Below are 22056 nucleotides of genomic sequence, written 5' to 3' on the forward strand. Positions count from 1 at the left end.
GGACAGCCACTTGTTCGACCGTTCATAAGAGGGCATGAACACCGCCCCTGAACAGCTCCGCGTCGCCATCATCGGTGGCGGTCCGGCCGGACTGATGGCCGCCGAGGTCATTGCCCGTGGCAACGCCGGTGGCAGCCGCATCGCGGTCAGCGTGTTCGAACGCATGCCAAGCATGGGGCGCAAATTCCTGATGGCCGGACGCGGCGGCCTCAACATCACGCATTCCGAACCGGCTGAACGCTTCCGCACACGATACGGCACGGCTTCGGACTGGATGAGCCGCTATCTGGAGACCTTTCCGCCTTCTGCTCTCATGGCCTGGTGCGAGACGCTGGGCCAGTCAACCTTCATCGGCAGCAGCGGTCGCGTTTTCCCGCAAGCCATGAAGGCCAGCCCGCTGCTGCGCGCCTGGCTTGCGCGGCTGAACGAGATGGGCGTTCGCCTGGTGCCACGGGCGCACTGGACCGGCTGGAATGCCGCGGGCGCGCTCAGTTTCATGGATGGCACGACCTATGCCGCCGATGCGGTGGTGCTGGCGCTGGGCGGTGCCTCCTGGCCGCGGCTGGGCGCCGATGGCAGCTGGACTGCGCTGTTGCCCGATATCGCGATGGCGCCGCTGCAACCCGCCAATTGCGGCTTCACTGTCGACTGGTCGGAGCCCTTCCGCAATCGCCATGCCGGGGCACCGCTGAAACGCATCGCCCTGTCGCTGGGCGGCCAGAGCCTGCGCGGCGAGGCCATGATCACCGCAGAAGGTATCGAAGGCGGGGCCGTCTATGCACTGGCAGCGCCGGCCCGTGACGCGATCGCAAGCCATGGATATGCCCTGTTGCATGTCGACCTGCGACCGGACCTGACCATCGCGGCATTGACCGGGCTGCTGAATCAGCCGCGTCGCGGTGCTTCGCTGTCGAATTTCCTGCGCAAGCGGATCGGCCTGCCGCCTGTCGCCATCGGTCTGGTGCAGGAGGCCCTGCATGCCGGATATACCGCCACAGAAGCTGCGGCCCTGGCGGCGCTGGTGAAAGCCCTGCCGGTGCGGCTGACGGCGCCGTTCAGTCTGGCGCGGGCGATCTCCACGGCCGGCGGCATCGCGCTGACGGAACTGGACGAGCGGCTGATGCTGCGCCGTCGGCCGGGTGTGTTTGCCGCAGGCGAGATGCTGGATTGGGAAGCGCCGACCGGCGGCTATCTGCTGCAGGGCTGCCTGGCAACTGGCGTCGCCGCCGGACAGGGTGTGCTCGACTGGCTCCCGGCTTAGCGGTCGCTCCGCGGGGCCGGTGCATCATCATCGAACAGGATCCGCTCGGCGGCACCATCGAGATCCTCGTACTGGCCGTTCCTCAGAGACCAGAGAAACAACCCCAGGCCGACGATACCCAGCACGAGCGACAGCGGGATCAGATAGAAGAACTCCCCCATCACTCCGCCGCTCCCGGCACGGCCGCAGCAGGAAGGCGGTCATCTTGCGGCTCAGCAGGCCGGATGCCATTCAGCCGCAGCGCATTGGCGACGACGATAATCGAGGATGACGACATGACCAGGGCAGCGATCAGCGGCGTGATCTGGCCCAGGATGGCAAAGGGCAACGCCAACGCGTTGTAGACCAGCGCCAGCACGAAATTCTGCCGGATCAGACGACCGGAACGGCGCGCCACGGCCATGGCCTGCGGCACCGCGGCGAGACTGTCACGCAGGAAGACGAAATCGGCCGCAGTCCGACCGATATCAGCTGCCGAAGCCGGCGCCATCGAGGCATGAGCGGCCATCAGCGCCGGCGCATCGTTCAATCCATCGCCCACCATCAGCACCTTGCGCCCCCCAGCCGCCAGTTGGGCCAGATGCGCGACTTTTTCGCCAGGCAGCATGGCGGCCTGGAAGCGGGTAACATTCAGCCTCTCGGCCAGGGACTGCACAACCTCCAGCCGGTCACCCGACATGATCTCGACGGCGATGCCGCGCTGCATCAGATCGGCGATCACCGCCGATGCATCGGGCCGCAGCCGATCATCGAAGACAAAGCTTGCCAGCCAGATGCCATCTTTCGCGAGGACTGTGCCGCTGCGATCTGGTGCTTCCAGTGCCCAGTCGGCACGACCGAGGCGGTAAACCGCGCCATCGATGCGCGCTTCCAGGCCAAGACCGGGATGTTCGGCAATGCTGTCAAAGCGCAAGGTCGCCGGCGCGGCCGCGGCAAGGGTACGGGATTGCGGGTGGCGCGAATGCAGCGCCAGGCTGGCGGCCAGCGAAAGATGTTCCGGGCGAATGCTGGCGCGGTTGGTCAGGCTGAGCTGACCAAGCGTCAGCGTGCCGGTCTTGTCGAAGACCACCGTGTCGATCGTATCGAGCCGTTCCATGGCGGCGCCATCCTTCACCATGATGCCGGCCTCGAACAGACGGCGGGCGGCGACCACCTGCACCATCGGCACGGCGAGGGCCAGCGCGCAGGGGCAGGTGATGATCAGCACCGCGACGGCAATGGTCAGCGCGCGATGCATGTCGCCGGTGGCCAGCATCCAACCGAGGAAACCGAGCGCAGCCGTGGCATGCACCACCGGTGCATAAAGCTGCGCGGCACGGTCGGCAATGCGGCGATAGCCGACGCGGCCGGCTTCGGCATTTTCCATCAGCCGCACCATCTCGGCCAGGAAGGAATCCTGCGCTGCAGCTGTCGCCTCCATGACCAACGGCGCGGTCAGGTTGAGCGTACCGGCCTGCAGCTGCGCGCCGACCGTGGCGGCCCGCGGCTGGCTCTCGCCCGTCACCAGCGCAGCGTCGATATCGGAAGTGCCGGTCACCACCTGGCCATCTATCGGCACGCGCTCGCCGGCCGCCAAAATGATCTGCATACCGGGACGCAGGTCAGCCACCGGCAGGTAGTCATGACTCCCGTCGGGTCTCCGCACCACGGCACCGCGCGCCGCCAGCCGGGCAAGACCCTTTACAGCAAGCCGGGCACGCTCGCGCATCATATGGTCCAGCACGCGACCGATCAGCAGGAAGAACAGCAGGGAGATGGCTGCATCGAAATAGGCATAGTCGCCATGCGTGAGCGTATCGTAGATGCTCATGCCGAAAGCGAGCAGCACGCCGATGGAAATCGGGACATCCATGTTGGTCTGACCGTGCCGCACCGCATGCCAGGCCGAGCGGAAAAACACCTGGCCGGAATAGGCCGCTGCAGGCAGCGCGACAATGGCCGAAAGCCAGTGGAACAGGTCGCGCGAGGCCGGATCGGCACCTGACCAGATCGACATGGAAAACAGCATCACATTGCCGGCGGCGAAACCGGAAACGGCCAAAGCGCGCAACAGCTGGGTCAGCACGGAATCTTTCTGCTCAGCCCCGGCATCATACAGATGTGCCGGATAGCCCAGACGGTCCAGCGTCTCGAAGACCGGCGGCGGCGCCTCTTCGCGCCACTGCACGGTTACGCGCTTGGTGGACAGATTGACCCGTGCCCTGACGACCCCAGCCAGCACCGCAAGACCACGCTCAATGGTCTGGATGCAGCCGCCGCAATGGATTGTCGGCACGGAAATCTCGGTTTGCTGCAGGCCATCGCCGAGCCTGTGGCTGGCAAGCAGGATTTCCTCCCGCGACGGTCCGACGCCAGCCGCTATCGACGGGTGCGGATCAATGCCGGGCAGGCAGCAGCTCATGCCGGTTGCCTCATACGGGTTGCCGGACAGCCTTGTAGGCATGCCAGGTCGCATGCCCGACCAGCGGAAACGCCACTAGAAGCCCCAGCATGCCGGGCAGCAGGCTGAGCAGGAACAGCACCATCACGATGGCGCCCCAGACGATCATCACTGGCAGGTTGTTCCACACCAGGGCCATGCTGGTGCCCATGGCCGTGAAAGCATCAAGCCGCTCGTTCAGCAGCATCGGAATGGAAAACACGCTGATGGCAAAGGAGAAGGCGGCAAACAATCCGCCGATGGCGGTGCCGACCGCCAGCATGGCCCAGCCGGTCGGCGTGGTGAACAGCATGGCGGCGACCCGGTCGAGGCCAGGAAAGGGCGTCACGCCGAAGAACAGGGCATAGACGATGACCGCGGCGCGCATCCACACCGACATCAGCAGGCAGAGCACGGCACCGATGAACAGGATCTGGGCGCCGGACTGCGCCTTGACCAATATCATTTGGCTCAAGCTGACCGGACTGCCGCTGCTGAGGCGGCGGCTTTTCTCATAGAGACCAACCGCCAGGGCCGGACCAACCACCATGAAGCCGGCGAGCGCCGGGAACAGGATGTAATCCAGTCCGAGTTTCAGCAGACCGCCGACCACGATGATGGAAACGACAAAGACGGCAAAGCCATAGATGAGGCTGAGGCCCGGCAACGTGCTGAAATCACGCCAGCCGGCGCGCAACCACACAAAGGCCTCGCCGACCGCCAGATTACGGTTCAGGTTTACAGCGCGCGGCAGCGGCGGAACAACGGCTGGGATCGTCGTCATGATATCCTCGTCTTCAGCAGGAGGACCGGGCAGCCCGGAAACTTCCGGTCGCCTCGCCGGAGGTCTTCAGATGGGTCACACAGTCGGGCTGCGATGTGGTGGCGACATAGACAAGATGCACATTGGCGAGCACCAGCAGCAGAACACCGGCTGCAATGCCGAAGGCGATGCCGAGCCTGATGCCACGGGACGTCATGACCTGGCTCTCCGCAGATCGAGGACGTAGAGCGTCAGGATTTTCCGCTCCAGGGGCGACAGGCGACCTTCCCAGGCCGGCATCTGACCCTGCCGGCCCTCGTAGATGCTGGTGTAAATGGCCTGCAAGTCGCCGCCATAGATCCAGAAACGGTCTGTCAGGTCGGGCGCTCCGACCTCCTGCTTGCCCCTGGCGTCATCACCATGACAGGCGACGCAGTTGGCATCGAACACCGCCTTGCCCTCCCGCAGCACCCCGGCATCGGCGCTCTCCTTGTTCGACAAGGCATGGATATAGGCTGCAGCCTTGAGGATATCGGCGCGCTCCAGAACCTTGTCGCGGCCAAAGGCCATCATCTGCGACACGCGCGTATCGGCATGGCCGGCATTAATGCCGACTCGGATCGTCTCGGCGACAGCATCGGGTTCCCCGCCCCACAGCCATGGCGCCTGGGCGATCGCAGGATAACCCTTGCCGCCCTGCCCCTGCTTGCCATGACAGACCGCACAATTGTCGCCATACAGGGCATTGCCGCTTTGGCGCACGATCTGCATCAGGCTGTCATCGGCCTGTACCACGGCATAATCCGTCGCGAGCAGGCGCTGGGTCCAGGCCTGGCGTTCTTGCGCAGCGGTCCGGATGCTTTCGGTCACGGTCTTGCGCTGATCTATGCCGAGCAACCCCTTGGTATAGGTCACACCGACCGGCCAGGCCGGCATTAGAATCCAGTAGACCACAGCAAACAGGAACGTTCCTGCCAGGAAGAACAGCACAGCCTTGGGCACCGGGGCATTCAGTTCCTTGATGCCGTTCCACTCATGCCCGGTCGTCATATGACCGGTGAAAGGGTCGCGCTCGCCTACCGACATGGCCTGTCCTCGTCATCAATGATGTTGCGGGCCGCATCGTCGAACCGCTGCCTGTTGGATGGCCAATAGGCATAGATCAGGACGCCGATCGATAGCGCGATCAGATAGAACAGTCCGAACGACTTGGAAAAGCCGACGATGCTGCCGTGGTCGAAATCGAACATGGCGTCACTCCGTCTTCATCGTGGTCTTGTGCGCCGCATCAGTCAGGCGGCCGAGAATCTGCAGATAGGCCACCACCGCATCCATCTCGGTCACCGTGCCGGGCACGCCATCAAAGGCCCGCACATTGGTGGCATCGCCATAGCGTTCGGCCACGCCGGCGGCGGCATCACTATCGGGCGATGCCTGGCCGACAGCATCTGCCTTGGCGCTGGCGATCATGGCATCGGTATAGGGCACGCCGACCTTACGCAACGCCGCCAGATGCAGACCGAGATCGTTGACCTGCAGTGGTGTGCGCAGCAGCCAGCCATAAGCCGGCATCTTCGATTCCGCCACCACATCGCGCGGGTTATTCAGATGTGCCACATGCCACTGGTCGGAATATTTGCCACCGAGGCGGGCGATATCCGGTCCGGTCCGCTTGGAACCCCAAAGCATCGGATGATCGTATTTCGATTCCACAGCCAGAGAATAAGGCCCATAGCGCTCCACCTCGTCGCGCAGGGTGCGGATCATCTGTGAATGGCAGGCGTAACAGCCTTCGCGGATATAAATATTGCGGCCGGCGAGTTCGAGCGGGGTATAGACCCGCATGTCCGGCGCGCTTTCCACCGTCTCGTCGATGGTGAACAGGGGCGCGATCTCAACCAGGCCACCGATACTGGCCGCCACAATGACCGCCAGGACAAAACCGATGGTGTTGCGTTCCAGCTTGTAATGCAGACCGAAGATGGACATGGCGCTCACTCCCCGGCCGATGCAGAGGGGGCGCCTGCCGCCGCGGTATTGCCGACAATTGATTCATCGTCAGCCGCCGTCGTCGCAGCCATACGGATCGTCATCACAATGTTGTAGAAACCGACCACGGCACCAATCAGGAACAGCAGGCCGCCGAAGGCCCGCGCGAAGTAATAGGGGTGCATGGCGACCAGCGAATCTATGAAGGAATAGGATAGCGTGCCGCTTTCATTATACGTGCGCCACATCAGGCCCTGAATCACGCCCGAATTCCACATCGCGAAGACATAGATCAGCGTACCGGCCATCGCGAGCCAGAAGTGTACCTCGACCAGTTTTGCCGAATACATGCGCGGCTGCTTCCAGAGCCACGGCACCACGGCATAGATCGACCCGAAGGTAATCAGCGCTACCCAGCCGAGCGCCCCGGCATGCACGTGGCCGATGGTCCAATCGGTATAATGCGACAGCGAGTTGACGGCACGGATCGCCATGAACGAGCCTTCGAATGTCGACAGGCCGTAGAAAATTGCCGCCATCATCATGAAGCGCAGCGTAGCGTCATCCCGGACCTTGTCCCAGGCGCCATTCAGCGTCAGCAGCGCATTGGCGGCCGAGGCCCAGCTCGGGACCAGCAGCATCACCGAGAAGGTCATGCCCAGGGTCTGCACCCAGTGCGGCAGAGCCGTGTAATGCAGGTGATGCGAGCCCGCCCACATATACATGAAGGTGATGCCCCAGAAGCTGATGATGGAAAGCCGGTAGGAGAAAATCGGCCGCCCGGCCCGCTTCGGCAGGTAGTAATACATCATGCCGAGGAAGCCGGCAGTGAGAAAAAAGGCAACGGCATTGTGGCCATACCACCACTGGGTCATCGCATCCTGCACGCCGGAGAATGCGGAATAGCTCTTGGCATGGCTGAGCGAAACCGGCATGGCCAGGTTGTTGACGATATGCAGAATCGCCACCACCAGGATGAAAGCCATGTAATACCAGTTTGCCACATAGATATGCGGCTCACGGCGACGCGCCAGCGTGCGCAGGTAGATCAGGAAATACGTCACCCAGACAATCACCAGCCAGATGTCGGCGTACCATTCCGGCTCAGCGTACTCCTTCGACTGGGTCACCCCCATGAAATAGCCGGTGGTGGCGATCAGGCAGAACAGATTGTAGCCGAGCAACACGAACCATGGGCTCAGCTGGTCGGGCAGACGGGCGCGCGTCGTACGCTGCAGCACATGGAATGACGTGGCGATCAGCGCATTGCCGCCGAAACCGAAGATCACGCCAGTGGTATGGGCGGGACGGATGCGGCCGAAGCTCGACCAGGCCGCATCGAACGTCAGATCGGGATAGACCATCTGCCAGGCGACCCAGTCGCCGATAAACATGCCGAAGATCGCCCAGAGCATCGCCAGCACAATGCCCACCTTGCTGGGATCGTCATAGTAATTGGCAAGGCGGGCTGCGCCGGGCTCGGGCGCGTCATAGTCTCTGCCGATCACGCAGAACAGGACACCGGAAAAGAGCAGGACCAGCCAGCCGTGCATACCGAGCGGATTGTTCTGGCCTGCAACGGCCATTGCCAAGCCGCAGATGGCGAGGGCCAGTAGAATCAGGAGCGCAAGGAAGCGTTCGTTAAGTGTGAGCTGCGCAACCATTGGCTATCCCCGCCGTCAAATTGATTGCGCAGACGGTAGTCCCAATGACGGTACAGGGGAACTGAAAAGCCCCGAGCTAAATTGCCGCAGTGCAACGAAATATCAGCGACTCAATGCTATAGCGACTCACTATGATATTCGCGTATGCCGGATCGCGCCCGGCTTTGTGATGCCATACAAAGACACACTCGGGTCAACACAGGGCTGGCGCCCGCATGCTCAGCCGGCAGCCGCCGATGCCGCCAACTGCGGCTCCGGAAGGCCCATGAGATGGCAGGCATTCAAGCCGATCATCTTGCGGATTTCAGTTTCGTTATAGCCGAGCCCCAGGCAGAGCCGGATGACGGCACGGAAGCCTGCGACCGGATGCGGGTTCTTGGCCTGACCAAGATCCGAACCAAGGATGGTGCGGTCCACGCCTGCCGCCTCGATCAACTGCTTGAGCTGCTCGCCGGTGAATTTCTTGTTGTAGGTTTCGTTGATGAACATGCAGAAGGAATGTTCGATATAGGCGCCCATATCGACCAGTTCCTTAATGTCGCGCAGCGTCGCGTCGATCACGAAGGTTGGATGGTTGACCAGCAGCCGTTTCACGCCCCGCTTCTTGGCCTCGTCGAACAGCGGCCAGATCTCGCTGATATGCAAATGGCCGGCCGACAAAACCGTGTCGGTCTCGGCGATGATATCGAGGATCGGCTTGACCTCGTCCTTGAGGTCGCCCTTGTCATCCACCACCGACAGGCCGGTCGGCTTCAGCATCTGTTCCTTGGTCGGCAGGATGACATGGCGATGGCCATGGCGCAGATGGTTGGCGGCGCTGAAGGTGGGCATCCACACGATATGCCCGCCAAGCTTGAGCATATGATCGACGGCGTAAACATTGAGACCGCCAACCGTGTTGTTGAGCGCCACGCCACTCAGCAGGTTGATGCGCAGGTCGGGCATCGTCTCCTCGATGTACTTCGCCACCGGCGTCACCGAGTAGTAGTGGTCCTTGAACAGCACCGCATGCATGCCGGCATCCTGGGCTTCCAGGATCGCCTGCAGGTGATTCAGCGAGCGCGGCATTACCGAGGGGCCGCTGTGGCAATGCAGGTCGACGGCGCCGCGCAGGATATCCGCGATCACCGACTCGGGCGCGTCGGAATATTCCTCGACGGTCTTGGAAAACATAAGGATTGGATCAGTCATCGCCGTGCCTCCTGGTGATGTGCCAAACGCGCCTAGCCCGCCTGGGCAGCGCTTTTCTGTTGTGGAGCCGCCTGCTCCGCCTGTTCGCTCTGGGGCGTCATGCCGATGATCTCGCCCAGCGTGGCGTAATTCGGACCGCCCAGCCGGGCGATGGGCCGCAGCTGTCCGGAATCGACCTTGTTGCCCACCGCAAGACCCTCGCGGATATGGAACAGGTCGATCTCGCCGACGAAGAACTGGTTGTTGCCGAAATCGACCACCTTGTGCAGGCGGCATTCCATGGCAACCGGCGCCCGCGCCACCCGCAGCGGCGCCACCATTTTGCTCGGCAGCAACTCGAGGCCGAGCAGATCGGCCTCACTGACCTCGGGCGGAAACTCCGCGCCGGAACGATGCAGCGGATCGAGCAGCGTCTCATCGCCGATGTGGACTACGAATTCCCGCGTCTCGTGAATGTTGCGCGCCGTGTCTTTAAAACCATTCGGTCGCCGGCCGATGCTGACACCCAGCATCGGCGGACGATGCGACACGAAGGTGAAACAGCTGAACGGAGCGAGATTCGACTGCCCCGAGGCCGAGAGCGTGCTGACCCAGGCAATCGGCCGCGGCACGACAATGCCGCAGAGCAGCTTGTAGGCCGCATCGCCCGTGAGATCGGCGGGGCGGATTTCCTGCATGCGGCTCACGCCAGCGTCTCGCGCATCTCGGCAAGGCCCTTCATCGCCGCCTGGCGCAGGAAGCCCTGGTCGGAATTGCAGATGAAGGTGGTCGCACCCTGGTCGCGCAGCCATTCGGCGTCAGGTTTGCCGCCGACATAGACACTGACCGGCTTGTTCGCCTTACGCGCCGCCGCCGCAATCTTCTCTACCGCCGCACGGACGGCGGGCGGATTGGGCGTCTCATCACCGAAAGCCGCCGTCAGGTCGCCGCGACCGATGAACAGCGAGTCGATCCCCTCGACCGCGGCGATCTCGTCGATCTGGTCGAGCGCCTCGGGATCTTCGATCTGCGCAATGACGGCCATGCCGTCGTCCGATGCACGGATATGCTTCCACATCGGCACAGCCGTATAACCACCGGCGCGGGTGCTGGTGGCAAAACCGCGACGCCCGCCGCGATAGCGGCACAGCGCTGCCACTTCACGTGCATAGGCCGCACTAGTCACATGCGGCATCAGAATGCCGGTCGCCCCGCAATCGAACACGGACAGGACCGCATCCGGACCCGACACCCGCACGAGCGCCGGAATATTGCTGCCACGCGCTGCCATCAATGCAATGTCGGTGGTGGTGCGGTCGAACGGCGCATGTTCCTGGTCGATGACCACGAAATCGAAGCCAAGACCTGCAATGATTTCGGTGCCGTGACTGGTCGGTGTCTTGAGGAATGTGCCGACCAGCTTGTCACCGGCAAGCATCCGCTGCCGGAAAGTACGCGTCTCTGTCATATTCAGAACCCAGCCATGCTTTACTCCGGCATCGGATAATCGTCGGCATTCAACACCCAGCCGGGCTTCAGCGAGAAGTCCATGCGCGGCGGGCAGAACAGGTCGACCAGCTGGTTCAGGCCCTTGCCAACGGCTTCGGTCGTGTGCACCGAAGGCGGCGGGATGACGGCGATAGAGGGGCTGCCCAGCAATTCGTGCTGGTCGTCACGCCAGATATGCTTGTTGGGTGTCCAGGGCCAGCGTATGTGGTGAACGAAATCACCTTCCAGCGCGAGAGAACCCTGCTCGAAATCATCATGATGATGTGGTGAGAGCGTGGTCGGATCGCGCGGGCCCTGACGGGGATCGATGTAATTGATCATCAGGGTCGTGCAACGCCAGATGCGCCCGAAACGACCCTTCTCCGGCGGCACATCGAGCGAATAGACACGAAGCTTGAGGCCATCCTTCGGCATCGGCCACGGCTTGGCCGCTGCGACAGCCGGCTTCGGCTCCTTATAGGAGGCCGCGTTGATGCACTCGGCCAAGAGGTCGGTCGATTGCGTGGTGAACATACGCACGATGCGGCCGGGCTTCAGCACCTTGACGCTGGATTTACCGGGCGGAATGAAGGCCAGCGAATTGCCCTTCACCACCTGCGTGCCGTCCTTGGTGGTGATCTCCACTTCAAGCTTCGGGTCGTCCAGGATGATCGCATATTCATCCGGCTGCGCCTCACGCGCCAGCACGGCTCCCACGGCCGGCTCGGTGATGGCGATCAGAAAATTCTGGCCGCGCGCATACCAGGTCTTACCCTCGGGTCCGCTATCCTGCGGCGGCTCCTGATAGAAGCGGACATATTCGCAGGCGCCGTAAGCCGTGACAGGCGTGGCCGATGCGCCGGCCGGCCTGGCGGCCAGACCCGCGCGCGGGTCGCTGGGGTTATACACGGCACTCCTCCCTGATCATTTGCCGGTCGATTGGGCCGGATCATAAGGAAGGCGTGCCGCCGCGGGATGAAATATCCGCGCGCGTTTCGTAATGCGGAATGGCGACTACCGGATGTCGCCGCCCAGACGGCTGATGCTGCGCGCAATATTCTCGGCTGCAGACCGCAGATGCGGCACCAGAAGTTCGACCGCCTGGGCGCGCTTCATGGCCGAGGTGAAATACGTCAGCCCCAGCGTCGCCAGCACACGGTCGCCATCCATCACCGGGACGCCCAGCGTGGCGGATGATTTCGGCTCAACATGCGGATCGCGCTCGGCAAAACCCTGGCTGCGGATGGACTGCAGGCTGCGCAACAGCGCGGCCGGCCGGCGTGCCGAGGCATCTTCGGGATCTTTCGACGACGACAGCATCTGCAGCAGAATGTTGCGCTCGGCAGCGGGACAAAACGCGAGATAGGCCCGGCCCAAGCTGCGCGACAGCAGGCTCAGGCGCATGCCAACGGTACCGTGAAACGGCGAAATCGGGCTTTCGGGAATGGTGCTGAAACGCACCGTCATCGCATCTTCATCCAGCACCGCGATCGCCGCTGGCCACTTGAATCGTCGGGTCAGATCGATCGCCCAGGCCCGCCCGGCCTCGACCACGAGCGGATCGCCATGGAAGCCGCAGCTGAGCGCGCGCACCTGCGAGGTCACGGAATAGCCGCCCTGCCGGTGATCGTTGACGACATAGCCCCGTGCCGTCAGCGTCTTGAGCAGACGCACAATGGTCGGCTTGGGCAAGCCCGTCGTGTCATGCAATTGCTTGATCGAAGCGACCTTCTGGCGGTTCAGAGCCTGCAGAAGATCCAGCGCGCGCGTGACCGATTGGACGTGGGCGGCATCCGGCATGACGTTTCCTCGATACGCTGTTTATTCCGTATTGTGAAATGCAGCCCGCCAAAACGCAAGCCGACGACTGTCATGCCGTCACTTCATTTCGGATCGTGAAATGGACAGAACTTCCTGTGCCGGTCGGTAAACCGCACCTGTAGCGTCTCCCGCACAAGAAAAGCCGAAGGGAGGCGCATCATGACGTATATGGAAAACCGTTTTAAAGTCTGGGGGCCGTTGAAGCTGCTGGCCGGCGCAGTGTTGTTGGCCGGACTCAGCCACACGGCCTTCGCGCAGGGCACATCAAAGCCGCCGATTATCCTGGATTCGACAGGCGCGTATGAGGTGGGCGGCAAGATGATCGCCAATCCCGCCAACCCCAACGAAACCCTCTCCTGCGATCACGGCTACGTTGAATACTTCATCCCGCAAAAGCGCCGTCAGACCGGCCTGATCATGTGGCACAGTTCCAGCACCAAGGTGTGGGAAACCCGCTGGGATGGCGGGGAAGGCTACAAAAGCATGTTCCTGCGCAAAGGCTATCCCGTGTATCTGTGGGACGGCCCGCGCGTCGGCCGCGCGAACTGGAGCTGCGAACCGATCACCTACACCCCGGAGTATTTCGACCAGCGCAATTTCGCCGCCTGGCGGTTCGGTGTCACCTACCCCAACTGGCATCCCGGCCTGCAATTCCCGACTGCCGACAAGGAAGCCTGGAACCAGGCAACCCGCGCCCGTTACGACGAGTACGACACCCTCGAAAATGCCTTGCTGCAGGCCGAAGCCGGTGGCCAGGCCATCGACAGGATCGGACCTGTCGTCGCTCTCACCAATTCCGCCGGCGGCTGGCGCGCCCTGCTGTCGGCGCTCAAGGCGAATAGCAGCAGCATGAAAGGCATTGTGGCCTATGAAACCCCGGGCTTCGTCTTCCCGATCGGCGAAGGCCCGGAACCCCAGCCCAAGGCGCCCTATGGTCCGCATTCCGTACCGATGGCGGAGTTCATGAAGCTGACAAAGTTCCCGATCCAGCTGGTGTTCGGCGACTACACCGAGACACGCGCCATCTGGAAAAACGCGGCCGAAATGGCAAAGACCTTCTGCGGCATCGTCAACAAGCATGGTGGCGACTGCGAGGTCCTGCTGCTTCCGGATACCGGCCTGCGCGGCAATTCGCATATCCCCTTTGCCGACCTCAACAACGAAGCCGTGGGTGACGAGCTTTCCAAATGGCTGGGCCGCAAGGGCTTGGACAAGTTCGCCAACTGACAAAAAAAGACGCCGGCGCTTCATCGAGGCGCCGGCGTTTTCAGTGGGAGGTTCTAACGGTTATGTCGACCGCTAGCTGAGAATGGCGCTAACCGAGAACAGCTTTCACTTCCAGATATTCCTCAAAGCCGAAGACGCCGAATTCGCGCCCGTTGCCCGACTGTTTGTAGCCACCGAACGGCAGGCTGCGATCGAACGGCGCGCCGTTGAGGTAGACGCGCCCGGCGCGGATGCGGTTGGCCACTCGGCGGGCATGGTCGCGATCCTTCGACTGCACGAAGCCCGCCAGGCCGAATGGTGTGTCGTTGGCGATCTCGACCGCCTCGTCCTCGCTGTCATAACTCAGGATCGACAGCACGGGGCCGAAGATCTCCTCGCGCGCGATTTTCATCTGTGGCGTCACATCGCCGAAAACGGTCGGACGCACGTAATAGCCGCGATTGAGGTCTGCCGGTCGCCCTGTGCCGCCGGCCACCAGGGTCGCCCCCTCATCGAGGCCGGACTGAATCAGGGCCTGGATTTTTTCATACTGCGATTGGCTCACCATCGGCCCCATGGTGGTGGCCGGATCGAGAGGATCGCCGAGACGGATGCCATCGACAGCCTGGCGCGCCGCTGCAAAAGCGGCCTCGCGTTGTTCGCGCGGGATCAGCATGCGCGTCGGGGACTGGCAGTTCTGGCCACCATTCGTATAGCAGGCATGAACACCCTGGATCACGGCCGCCTTCAGGTCGGCATCCGGCAGGATGATGTTCGCGGACTTACCGCCCAGCTCCTGGGCCACACGCTTGACCGTATCCGCCGCGAGCTTTGCCACGCGGATGCCGGCAGCCGTCGAGCCGGTGAAGGACACCATGTCGATCCCCGGATGCGCGGCAATGGCCTCGCCCACCGTGGGGCCGTCGCCGTTCACCAGATTGAAGACACCGGCGGGAAGTCCGGCGTTATGGACAATCTCGGCGAACAGCATGGCAGACAGTGGCGCGACCTCGCTGGGCTTGAGCACGACGGTACAGCCGGTGGCGAGCGCCGGTGCGACCTTGGAGGCGACCTGGTTCAGCGGCCAGTTCCACGGCGTGATCAGACCGCAGACGCCGATCGGCTCACGGCGGATCATGCCCGGCGCCATCGGTTCCTCGAACTGGTATGACGCCAGAACGCGGGCAGCTTCTTCGAAATGGAACAGCGCGACGGTGGCCTGGCGCTCGGTCGCAAAGGTGATCGGTGCGCCCATTTCCAACGTCATGGTCCGCGCCAGCTCAGGCAGACGCGCCTTGAAGCCCGCGATGATCTTGTGGAGATACGAGAGGCGCTCTTCGACGCTCGTTTCGGAATAGGTCGTGAAGGCGCGGCGTGCGGCCTTCACGGCGCGGTCGATATCCTGGGCCGAACCCAGGCTGATCCGCGCGAAAATCTCTTCGGTGGCCGGATTCTGCACGCCGAGCGTCGAGGGCGCGGCCGGGTCCACCCAGGTACCGTCGATGTAGAATTTCAGCTTGTCCGTCATGCCTGTCGATCCTTCACAGATGCCGGCCTTCGTCCACCGGCACCACGATGCCCGTCGAACTGGTCAGATTGACGATACAGGCAATCACGGCTCTTGCGACATCATCCGGTGTGGTGACATGAGCCAGCGGCAATCTTTCGGCAACTTTCAGCAGTTGCTCACGGGTACGGCCGGGAACAAAATCTGTATCCACGCCCGCTGGCGAGACGGAGAACACGCGAATGCGCGGCGCGAGCACCTTGGCCAGCGCAATGGTCAGAGCATCGACACCCGCCTTGGCAGACAGATAGGCCAGGCTGCTGCCCAGACCCGTGCGGGCCGCGATGGACGAAATATTCACGATGGCCGCCTGGCTGCCGCGCTCCAGCAAGGGGCGGAAGGCACGAATCATGGCGAAGGGCCCACGCAGATTGATCGTCACGGTCCGGTCGAAGATATCATCCGTCAGGCTGTCCAGATCATTGGCGGGCACGGGTGTGGTCGCGCCGCCGCAATTGACCAGAGCATCGAGCCGCCCGTAGCGCTCCTCCACAACCTTCACGGCTGCCGCGATGGACGCAGAGTCGTCGATCGCAATGCGCAGGGCCATATGCCCACTGCCCTGCAGCCCGTTCACCACCTCTTCTGCCATTTCCCGGCGACTGTTGTAGCCGACCACGACCATGGATCCCATGGCGGCAAGGCGCGCCGCGGTGGCCTTGCCGATCCCGCTGCTGGCGCCCGTGACAAGCGCGACCTTTGCAATCGGCAGCACGGGAATTTCAATACCGGTCATCGTGTACACTCTTGTGAAATCTGGGGCGGTTCGGGCGAGGCCGCCTGATGGCGGCCTCGATCCATTACATCTCGATTTTTGCCGCCTCGATCACCGGCTTCCACTTGGCAAGCTCGCTGGCGATAAAGGCCTTGAGGTCTTCCGGAGACCCGCCGACGGGCTCCAGGGTATTCTGCTCCAGAAGGGTTCTGCCCTTGTCGCTTTTCACGAAGTCGTTCACCACCTTGTTCAGCTTGTTGATGATGTCGCGCGGCGTGCCGGTTGGCGCGACCATCGCGTACCATGCAGAGGCCTCGAAGCCCTTGAAGCCTGCTTCCTGTACGGTCGGCACATCAGGAAGCTGCTTGCTGCGCTGGCTGGTGGTTACCGCCAGGGCCTGAATCTTGCGTTCGGTCACCTGCGGCACATAGGTCGGCATAAAATCCATGGCAACATCCACCTGGCCGCCCAGAAGATCGGTCATCAGAGGCACGGTGCCGCGATAAGGCACGTTCGTCATCGTCACACCGGTAAACTGCTGGATCAGTTCCGCGGTGATATGCCCGAGCGTGCCATTGCCGGGATTGCCGACGTTGACCTTGCCAGGGTTTTTCTTGGCATAAGCGATCAGCTCCTCGAAGGTCTTGGCCGGAAAGCCGAGCCGCGTCGTGATGATCAGCGGCGACTTGGCCACGAGAACGACCGGTGTAAAATCCTTATCCGAGTCATAGGACAGGCCCTTGTACATCAGCTTGTTGATCGCGATCGGCGACGGCGTGCCGAACAGCAGCATGTAGCCATCGGCCGGCGCCTTGGCCACCGCGGCGCCGCCGATATTGCCGCCCGCTCCCGTGCGGTTTTCGACGATGAACGGCTTGCCCAGCTTGTCGGCCAGTTCGCTGCCGGTGGCCCGTGCGAGGAAATCGATCGCGGAGCCTGCCGGGAATGGCACGATCAGGGTGACCGGACGATCCGGCCATCCCTGCGCAACGGCGCCATGACAGGGAGCAAGGGCAAGCCCGAGGCCGAAGAGGGCAAGAGAGAACAGACGCATGGTTTCCTCCGATTTTCTGCGCAGGTTTTCCTGCACGTGTTGTTTGAGTCCGTCAGGCCATTGTTTTTTCGTATATCGGCAGAGCCAGCATTTCGCGCGCCTGCCGCGCGGTGGCAATTTCTCCGCCCAGAAACTCGACGATGTCGCGTGCCTTCTCCACCATGGCGGCATTGGATTCGGCCAGCACGCCTTTTTCGAGATAGACCGCGTCCTCCAGCCCGACGCGAACATGGCCACCGGCCAGATAGGATTGCGCCACCATCGGAAAGGACGAGCGGCCAGTGCCGAACGCGGTCCACTGGGTGCCGGGCGGAAGCTGGCTGCGCGCATACAGCACCGTTTCCGGCGACGGCTGGAAACCGTATTTCACGCCCATGACCACCGAGCACAGGACCGGACCCTTCAGGGTGCCGTCGCTGACCAGGTCGCGGCAGAGCGCGATGTCACCAGAGTCGAAGAGTTCAATCTCCGGCTTCACGCCCGCGCCGTTAATCACCGCAGCCATGCGGCGGACGTTGTCTGGCGTGTTGATGACGACCTGCTTGCCCGAATTCATGGTGTTGAGATCGAGGGTGGCGATATCCGGCTTGAGGCGCGCAATATGCTCCACCCGGTCTTCGGGTCGCATCAGCGTGGTGCCGGGGGCGGCGACCTTGGGGTCGTCTGCGTCCGGCACGAAACGGCCGCCCGGTCCGGTGGTGAGATTGATAATGAGCTGTTTGTCCCTGGCGCGGATGCGATTCATCACGTCGCGATAATAGTCGAGCGCCATGGAGGGACGACCGGTCTGCGGGTCGCGCACATGGATATGCACACTGGCAGCGCCGGCCTCGGCCGCACCCAGGCAGGCTTCGGCAATCTGTTCAGGCGTGATCGGCAGATGCGGTGTCATCTCCGGCGTAGTCTGGTTGCCGGTCACGGCACACGTGATGATGACGCGCGATTGCATCGGCTGGCCTCACTCCCCCTGGGCGTATCCTGTTGCCCTCTTTCGACGGCATCCCTTGCTCCGGGTTCTACAATGGAAGCGGCGGCAGTGGCTGGGCAATGTGCTGCCATTCCGCAATACGGAATGCTTGTGACCCGGGCCAGATTCCTGTCGAGGCACAGGGGTGATCGGAAACATGAGCAACGCGCCCGTCCGTCGATGCCAGGCATTCCCGCGCCGCGCCCGGCGCACCGAAACCCAAGCCGATCAGCAGCAGGGGCCTTCGCGGCTTCGGTCTTCCGGCGCTTTGGCTGAGGCGTGGCGGCGATGTCCTTAATGTCTGTCGGAGATCTTGCGCGCGAAAACAGCGGTGCCGATAACCGCCCCAATCTGAACAGACTTCCCCAGTAGGTGTTCATTTCTCAATGCACACCTGTTGAGGCCCCAAGTGCACACTGTGCAGGTAATGGCCCAGTTCAGACCAGTCTGAGATGTTTTTATGGCTGCACAGATTTGCAAAGTAAGTCATTGAAATAACTCAATGTGTTATATTATCCTAGACTCGCCGCGTGACAGAAACTTTGCCCAAAATTCTGAGGCATGACGCGAACTCTGCACAAATTCAAAGGTGCAAACTCACACTCGTCTGGATTTCTCGGCGCAAGCCCTTCATCGGGCGTTGGAACGCGAAAATGCGCCCCTTATCAGTGCGGCGAGGGGGCATTTCCACCCGGACTGCGCCTGCCCAGCGCCCCGCTTGGTATACTCACATCCACATCCTTGCATTCCAGCTTATGGGCATTAATGGCGGCCGTATCTTCGCAGGCCGCGGCAATCATTCGGACCAGATTGGAGAACAGGACAAGCTTTTGTACGGAATCGAGCCGTTCAAGGTCTGACGTCGGAACCTTCGATGCCAGGCGGAAGAATTGGGCATACTCCCCTCCCAATGGAGCAGTAGAGAACCAGAATGGTTTTGTGACCGGTTGAGTAACCGAATACTGCAGCTCCATCAGCAGCAGCGCATGATATAAATTCTCCGCAGCAACCAGCCATTCCTCGGTGCGCGCCGGATCAGAGAACAGCCCGGCATCGATATTAAGGCCGTTCAAGAAACTGGCGGCCCTGTCATAGCCAGGCATTGCCAGCCAGTTCGCCTTGCATTCGTCAGACATGGATTTTTCCAGATGCTGTAATGGACTGCCTGGTGCTGTATTTCGACAGGCTGGGGCAAGTACATTCACGCGGCAATCAGAGGCATCTCCACATCGGTTCCGGGGCATTTTCGCACCAGTAGATCGAGATCTAGCAGTGACACCATGCGGTCCTCGCGGGCGAGCAACGCGGTGATGAACGCGTTATCCATGCTCACGCCGGTCTGTGGCACAGGCTGCAGTTCCTGATTAGTCACCGAGAGAATATCAGACACTGAATCGACCAGCAGACCGTAGAATCCGCACGCGGCTTCCACGATGATCACCACGTGGGTCCCGGTTGGCGTACTCGGTGCCGCGCCAAGTCGAATGCGCAGGTCGTAGATCGGCACGACCTGACCCCGGAGATTAATAATGCCACGCACCGCAATCGGACTGTTCGGCAATGGCGTTTCCGCGGCCCATCCACGAATTTCCCGCACACTGAGTATGGCAACGCCATACTCCTGCTCGGCTGCTGTGAAGGTAAGGCATTCCTGATTCGTGTCAGACGATTCGCTCATGTGCGCAACCGGGAGGGCGGCATGGAGTGCGGCGGACATCAGAATTCCTCCCAGCTATCCGCCTTCGGCACAGCGTTTCCACGCGAGGCCACTGGCTTAAGCGCCGAAACCGGCTTTGCCACAATCCGCTTCTCGGCAATGACTTTGAGCGCCGGCCGACCCACAACGGTACGAAGACCAGCAGCCTCGTCACCGGTTTTGTAGCGCTGCACCACCGTGGCGAGCTCGCCAGCCTGGTTCGAAAGCGACTGTGCTGCGGCGGACGTTTCTTCTACCAATGCACCATTGCGCTGGGTCATCTCGTCCATGCTGGCGACCGCCGTGTTGATCTGCTCAAGGCCGGTCGCCTGCTCTCGGCTGGCCGCGGCGATCTCGGCGACAATGTCCGACACCTTCTTGATGGCCGACACGATCTCGGTCAGCGACTGGCCCGCCTGATTGACCAGAGTGGCGCCGGTCTTCACCTGGCCGTTCGAGGTCTGGATCAGCGCCTTGATGTCCTTGGACGCATTGGCCGAGCGCTGCGCCAGCGCACGGACTTCCTGCGCTACCACGGCAAAGCCCTTACCGGCCTCACCGGCGCGCGCTGCTTCCACCGAGGCATTCAGTGCCAGCAGGTTGGTTTGGAAGGCGATCTCGTCAATCAGACCGATAATGTCGCTGATCTTGCGGGCGCTTTCCTCGATCTGGCTGACGGCCGCGACGGCGTCCCGCACCACTGTACCGCCCTTCTCGGCAGTGTCGCGGGCCGCACTGGCCAGCTGGTTGGCGGCCTGGGCATTGTCGGCATTCTGCTTCACGGTCGTCGTGACTTCATGCATGGAAGCCGCGGTTTCTTCAATCGACGCCGCCTGGCTTTCCGTGCGCTGCGCCAGGTCCTGGCTGCCCGTGGATATCTCGCCCGAAGCCGCCGCGATGGTATCGGATGCCTCGCGGATGCCGCCGATGATCCCGGTCATCGTCCCGACCAGGTCGTTGACACCTTCGCACAGCGTCTGGATGTCGCCGCTCTTGCCGTTCATATCGATGCGCAGCGTCAAGTCATTGGCGCGGGTGGCATCTACCACGGCCTGCACCTGGCTCACTGCAATCTGCATCATCTGCGCAGCCTTAGTCTGCGCCGTGACATCGGTTGCGTACTTGACCACTTTGTACGGGCGCCCGTTGGCGTCCATGATCGGGTTGTAGCTCGCCTGGATCCAGACTTCTTTGCCGCCCTTGCCAATGCGCTTGTACTGGCCGGCATCGTATTCCCCGCGACCAAGCTTGGCCCAGAAGACCTGGTAATCGACACTTTCCCGGTACGAAGAATCGACAAACATGCTGTGATGCTTACCCTTGATCTCATCCAGGGCATAGCCGAGCGTCTTCAGGAAGTTCTCGTTTGCATCCAGGATCGTGCCATCCAGCGTAAACTCGATAACGGCCTGCGCCTTGCCGATCGCCGCTAGCTGTCCCTCATAATTGGCCATCGCCGCTTTTTGTGCGGTGATATCGGTGGCAAACTTCACCACCTTGTAAGGTTTTCCGTTGCTGTCGAATACCGGGTTGTAGCTCGCTTGGATCCAGACCTCGCGGCCGCCCTTGGCTAGGCGCTTGTATTGTGCAGCGTCGAACTCACCGCGCCCCAGCTTTTCCCAGAAGGCGCGATATTCGGCGCTGGCCCGATAGGCCGGTTCAACGAATATGCCGTGATGCTGCCCCTTGATCTCGTTCAGGGTATAGCCGAGAGTCTTCAGGAAGTTTTCATTGGCATCGAGGACCGTGCCATCCAGGCCGAATTCGATTACTGCCTGCGACTTGTTGATGGCCGCGAACTGCGCGCGCAAGTCCTTAGTGGAAGACAAAGCGGAAAAGAATAACATCGTTTAGCCTTTCGTCAGTCTGTCAGCCTTCTGCATCGCCTGATATTTCAAGTGACTTTCGGCAAGGCCGCTTTGCCACCTCAATCCCCATCGGACATGTCGCTGGTGTGTGGACATTGCGACTGTGTCCGTCGTGACCGGGCAGCGACGTTGTGACGGAGAAGAAGTTTCGACGGAAATCACCAGATGATGACCGCGTATGAAATGCGGCCGGTAATGCTGGACGACCATCCAGATTCGTTTATCAGGTGCGTGCGGCTGTCGATCGGACTGCACGACTGCACGACGATTGAATCATTAATTCATCTGTAAATCAGTCGCAGATGCGAACGACAGAGATACTCCGGACCCGACCTTCCATGAAGCGGTCTGGTTACCAACTTTCAATGGCAGCGCCTATTTTCGATTGACGCAAATCAATATGCACTG

Annotated in this window: 22 protein-coding genes; 2 read left to right on the top strand and 20 right to left on the bottom strand. The window is 61.8% G+C overall.

Annotated elements, in window-relative coordinates; translation table 11 throughout:
• Positions 1-34 precede the first annotated feature (34 nt).
• A complete protein-coding gene (locus AC1ROT_RS09545; RefSeq protein ID WP_492998646.1) occupies positions 35-1261 on the top strand; it encodes a BaiN/RdsA family NAD(P)/FAD-dependent oxidoreductase in 1227 nt (408 codons plus the stop codon).
• Here the strand turns inward: AC1ROT_RS09545 and ccoS are convergent.
• The 13 genes from ccoS to AC1ROT_RS09610 all read right to left on the bottom strand — a co-directional run bounded on the left by ccoS (position 1258) and on the right by AC1ROT_RS09610 (position 12554).
• Positions 1258-1422: a cbb3-type cytochrome oxidase assembly protein CcoS gene (gene ccoS / locus AC1ROT_RS09550; RefSeq protein WP_492998648.1), complete on the bottom strand. Its 165-nt coding sequence runs from the start codon at positions 1420-1422 to the stop codon at positions 1258-1260. The two genes, AC1ROT_RS09545 and ccoS, sit on opposite strands and share 4 nt — an antisense overlap.
• Positions 1422-3662 carry a cation-translocating P-type ATPase gene (locus AC1ROT_RS09555; RefSeq protein ID WP_492998649.1) on the bottom strand — a complete coding sequence of 747 codons (2241 nt, stop codon included), beginning with the start codon at positions 3660-3662 and terminating at the stop codon, positions 1422-1424. Before AC1ROT_RS09555 ends, ccoS begins: the two co-directional genes overlap by 1 nt.
• A 10-nt stretch (positions 3663-3672) precedes the next feature.
• A complete protein-coding gene (locus AC1ROT_RS09560; RefSeq protein ID WP_492998652.1) occupies positions 3673-4464 on the bottom strand; it encodes a DUF2189 domain-containing protein in 792 nt (263 codons plus the stop codon).
• A 13-nt stretch (positions 4465-4477) separates the two neighbouring features.
• Positions 4478-4660 (bottom strand): hypothetical protein, encoded by a 183-nt coding sequence (locus AC1ROT_RS09565; protein WP_492998653.1) that lies wholly within the window; start codon positions 4658-4660, stop codon positions 4478-4480.
• A complete protein-coding gene (ccoP, locus tag AC1ROT_RS09570) occupies positions 4657-5529 on the bottom strand; it encodes a cytochrome-c oxidase, cbb3-type subunit III (protein ID WP_492998655.1) in 873 nt (290 codons plus the stop codon). Before ccoP ends, AC1ROT_RS09565 begins: the two co-directional genes overlap by 4 nt.
• Positions 5520-5693, bottom strand: a complete 174-nt coding sequence (locus AC1ROT_RS09575) for a cbb3-type cytochrome c oxidase subunit 3 (protein WP_492998656.1) — start codon at positions 5691-5693, stop codon at positions 5520-5522. The genes ccoP and AC1ROT_RS09575 overlap by 10 nt, the downstream gene beginning before the upstream one ends.
• A 4-nt stretch (positions 5694-5697) precedes the next feature.
• The gene (ccoO, locus tag AC1ROT_RS09580; protein ID WP_492998657.1) at positions 5698-6432 is read right to left on the bottom strand and encodes a cytochrome-c oxidase, cbb3-type subunit II; all 735 of its coding nucleotides are present in this window, start codon (positions 6430-6432) and stop codon (positions 5698-5700) included.
• Between the two features lie 5 nt (positions 6433-6437).
• On the bottom strand, positions 6438-8096 hold the full coding sequence (gene ccoN / locus AC1ROT_RS09585) for a cytochrome-c oxidase, cbb3-type subunit I (RefSeq protein WP_492998659.1): 1659 nt from the start codon (positions 8094-8096) through the stop codon (positions 6438-6440).
• Positions 8097-8315: 219 nt separating this feature from the next.
• Positions 8316-9287 (bottom strand): DUF6282 family protein, encoded by a 972-nt coding sequence (locus AC1ROT_RS09590; protein ID WP_492972442.1) that lies wholly within the window; start codon positions 9285-9287, stop codon positions 8316-8318.
• A 32-nt stretch (positions 9288-9319) separates the two neighbouring features.
• Complete coding sequence (locus AC1ROT_RS09595; RefSeq protein ID WP_492972827.1) at positions 9320-9964, bottom strand: flavin reductase family protein; 645 nt, start codon at positions 9962-9964, stop codon at positions 9320-9322.
• Positions 9965-9969: 5 nt separating this feature from the next.
• Complete coding sequence (locus tag AC1ROT_RS09600) at positions 9970-10734, bottom strand: HpcH/HpaI aldolase family protein (protein WP_492998660.1); 765 nt, start codon at positions 10732-10734, stop codon at positions 9970-9972.
• A 20-nt stretch (positions 10735-10754) separates the two neighbouring features.
• Entirely contained in the window at positions 10755-11663 is a 909-nt protein-coding gene (locus AC1ROT_RS09605) for a cupin domain-containing protein (RefSeq protein ID WP_492998662.1), read from the bottom strand.
• A gap of 105 nt (positions 11664-11768) precedes the next feature.
• Positions 11769-12554 (bottom strand): DNA-binding transcriptional regulator, encoded by a 786-nt coding sequence (locus AC1ROT_RS09610; RefSeq protein WP_492972439.1) that lies wholly within the window; start codon positions 12552-12554, stop codon positions 11769-11771.
• Positions 12555-12734: 180 nt separating this feature from the next.
• On the opposite strand from AC1ROT_RS09610, the gene AC1ROT_RS09615 reads away from it, so the two are divergent.
• Positions 12735-13802 carry an alpha/beta hydrolase gene (locus tag AC1ROT_RS09615; RefSeq protein ID WP_492998664.1) on the top strand — a complete coding sequence of 356 codons (1068 nt, stop codon included), beginning with the start codon at positions 12735-12737 and terminating at the stop codon, positions 13800-13802.
• A gap of 88 nt (positions 13803-13890) precedes the next feature.
• Here the strand turns inward: AC1ROT_RS09615 and AC1ROT_RS09620 are convergent, their stop codons facing one another.
• The 7 genes from AC1ROT_RS09620 to AC1ROT_RS09650 all read right to left on the bottom strand — a co-directional run bounded on the left by AC1ROT_RS09620 (position 13891) and on the right by AC1ROT_RS09650 (position 21627).
• Positions 13891-15309: an aldehyde dehydrogenase family protein gene (locus AC1ROT_RS09620; RefSeq protein WP_492998666.1), complete on the bottom strand. Its 1419-nt coding sequence runs from the start codon at positions 15307-15309 to the stop codon at positions 13891-13893.
• A 13-nt stretch (positions 15310-15322) separates the two neighbouring features.
• Entirely contained in the window at positions 15323-16084 is a 762-nt protein-coding gene (locus tag AC1ROT_RS09625; RefSeq protein ID WP_492998667.1) for an SDR family NAD(P)-dependent oxidoreductase, read from the bottom strand.
• A gap of 64 nt (positions 16085-16148) precedes the next feature.
• Positions 16149-17117 carry a Bug family tripartite tricarboxylate transporter substrate binding protein gene (locus AC1ROT_RS09630; protein WP_492972435.1) on the bottom strand — a complete coding sequence of 323 codons (969 nt, stop codon included), beginning with the start codon at positions 17115-17117 and terminating at the stop codon, positions 16149-16151.
• Between the two features lie 52 nt (positions 17118-17169).
• A complete protein-coding gene (locus AC1ROT_RS09635; RefSeq protein ID WP_492998669.1) occupies positions 17170-18066 on the bottom strand; it encodes a beta-keto acid cleavage family enzyme in 897 nt (298 codons plus the stop codon).
• Positions 18067-18749: 683 nt separating this feature from the next.
• Entirely contained in the window at positions 18750-19220 is a 471-nt protein-coding gene (locus tag AC1ROT_RS09640; RefSeq protein WP_492998671.1) for a hypothetical protein, read from the bottom strand.
• A gap of 65 nt (positions 19221-19285) precedes the next feature.
• Positions 19286-19801, bottom strand: coding sequence for a chemotaxis protein CheW (locus AC1ROT_RS09645; RefSeq protein WP_492998673.1), 516 nt, complete (start codon positions 19799-19801; stop codon positions 19286-19288).
• A complete protein-coding gene (locus tag AC1ROT_RS09650) occupies positions 19801-21627 on the bottom strand; it encodes a methyl-accepting chemotaxis protein (RefSeq protein ID WP_492998675.1) in 1827 nt (608 codons plus the stop codon). The genes AC1ROT_RS09645 and AC1ROT_RS09650 overlap by 1 nt, the downstream gene beginning before the upstream one ends.
• Between the last annotated feature and the right edge of the window lie 429 nt (positions 21628-22056).

The organism is Ferrovibrio sp. GW821-FHT12E11, assembly GCF_058806975.1.

What these genes read in the sequence shown, in the direction of transcription:
- AC1ROT_RS09645 (WP_492998673.1), bottom strand. Translation starts at nt 19,801, where the DNA reads ATGTCCGCCGCACTCCATGCCGCCCTCCCGGTTGCGCACATGAGCGAA.
- ccoS (WP_492998648.1), bottom strand. Translation starts at nt 1,422, where the DNA reads ATGGGGGAGTTCTTCTATCTGATCCCGCTGTCGCTCGTGCTGGGTATC.
- AC1ROT_RS09615 (WP_492998664.1), top strand. Translation starts at nt 12,735, where the DNA reads ATGACGTATATGGAAAACCGTTTTAAAGTCTGGGGGCCGTTGAAGCTG.
- ccoP (WP_492998655.1), bottom strand. Translation starts at nt 5,529, where the DNA reads ATGTCGGTAGGCGAGCGCGACCCTTTCACCGGTCATATGACGACCGGG.
- AC1ROT_RS09650 (WP_492998675.1), bottom strand. Translation starts at nt 21,627, where the DNA reads ATGTTATTCTTTTCCGCTTTGTCTTCCACTAAGGACTTGCGCGCGCAG.
- AC1ROT_RS09560 (WP_492998652.1), bottom strand. Translation starts at nt 4,464, where the DNA reads ATGACGACGATCCCAGCCGTTGTTCCGCCGCTGCCGCGCGCTGTAAAC.
- AC1ROT_RS09625 (WP_492998667.1), bottom strand. Translation starts at nt 16,084, where the DNA reads ATGACCGGTATTGAAATTCCCGTGCTGCCGATTGCAAAGGTCGCGCTT.
- AC1ROT_RS09545 (WP_492998646.1), top strand. Translation starts at nt 35, where the DNA reads ATGAACACCGCCCCTGAACAGCTCCGCGTCGCCATCATCGGTGGCGGT.
- AC1ROT_RS09640 (WP_492998671.1), bottom strand. Translation starts at nt 19,220, where the DNA reads ATGTCTGACGAATGCAAGGCGAACTGGCTGGCAATGCCTGGCTATGAC.
- AC1ROT_RS09610 (WP_492972439.1), bottom strand. Translation starts at nt 12,554, where the DNA reads ATGCCGGATGCCGCCCACGTCCAATCGGTCACGCGCGCGCTGGATCTT.
- AC1ROT_RS09595 (WP_492972827.1), bottom strand. Translation starts at nt 9,964, where the DNA reads ATGCAGGAAATCCGCCCCGCCGATCTCACGGGCGATGCGGCCTACAAG.
- AC1ROT_RS09590 (WP_492972442.1), bottom strand. Translation starts at nt 9,287, where the DNA reads ATGACTGATCCAATCCTTATGTTTTCCAAGACCGTCGAGGAATATTCC.
- AC1ROT_RS09600 (WP_492998660.1), bottom strand. Translation starts at nt 10,734, where the DNA reads ATGACAGAGACGCGTACTTTCCGGCAGCGGATGCTTGCCGGTGACAAG.
- AC1ROT_RS09620 (WP_492998666.1), bottom strand. Translation starts at nt 15,309, where the DNA reads ATGACGGACAAGCTGAAATTCTACATCGACGGTACCTGGGTGGACCCG.
- AC1ROT_RS09575 (WP_492998656.1), bottom strand. Translation starts at nt 5,693, where the DNA reads ATGTTCGATTTCGACCACGGCAGCATCGTCGGCTTTTCCAAGTCGTTC.
- AC1ROT_RS09565 (WP_492998653.1), bottom strand. Translation starts at nt 4,660, where the DNA reads ATGACGTCCCGTGGCATCAGGCTCGGCATCGCCTTCGGCATTGCAGCC.
- AC1ROT_RS09555 (WP_492998649.1), bottom strand. Translation starts at nt 3,662, where the DNA reads ATGAGCTGCTGCCTGCCCGGCATTGATCCGCACCCGTCGATAGCGGCT.
- AC1ROT_RS09635 (WP_492998669.1), bottom strand. Translation starts at nt 18,066, where the DNA reads ATGCAATCGCGCGTCATCATCACGTGTGCCGTGACCGGCAACCAGACT.
- ccoN (WP_492998659.1), bottom strand. Translation starts at nt 8,096, where the DNA reads ATGGTTGCGCAGCTCACACTTAACGAACGCTTCCTTGCGCTCCTGATT.
- AC1ROT_RS09630 (WP_492972435.1), bottom strand. Translation starts at nt 17,117, where the DNA reads ATGCGTCTGTTCTCTCTTGCCCTCTTCGGCCTCGGGCTTGCCCTTGCT.
- ccoO (WP_492998657.1), bottom strand. Translation starts at nt 6,432, where the DNA reads ATGTCCATCTTCGGTCTGCATTACAAGCTGGAACGCAACACCATCGGT.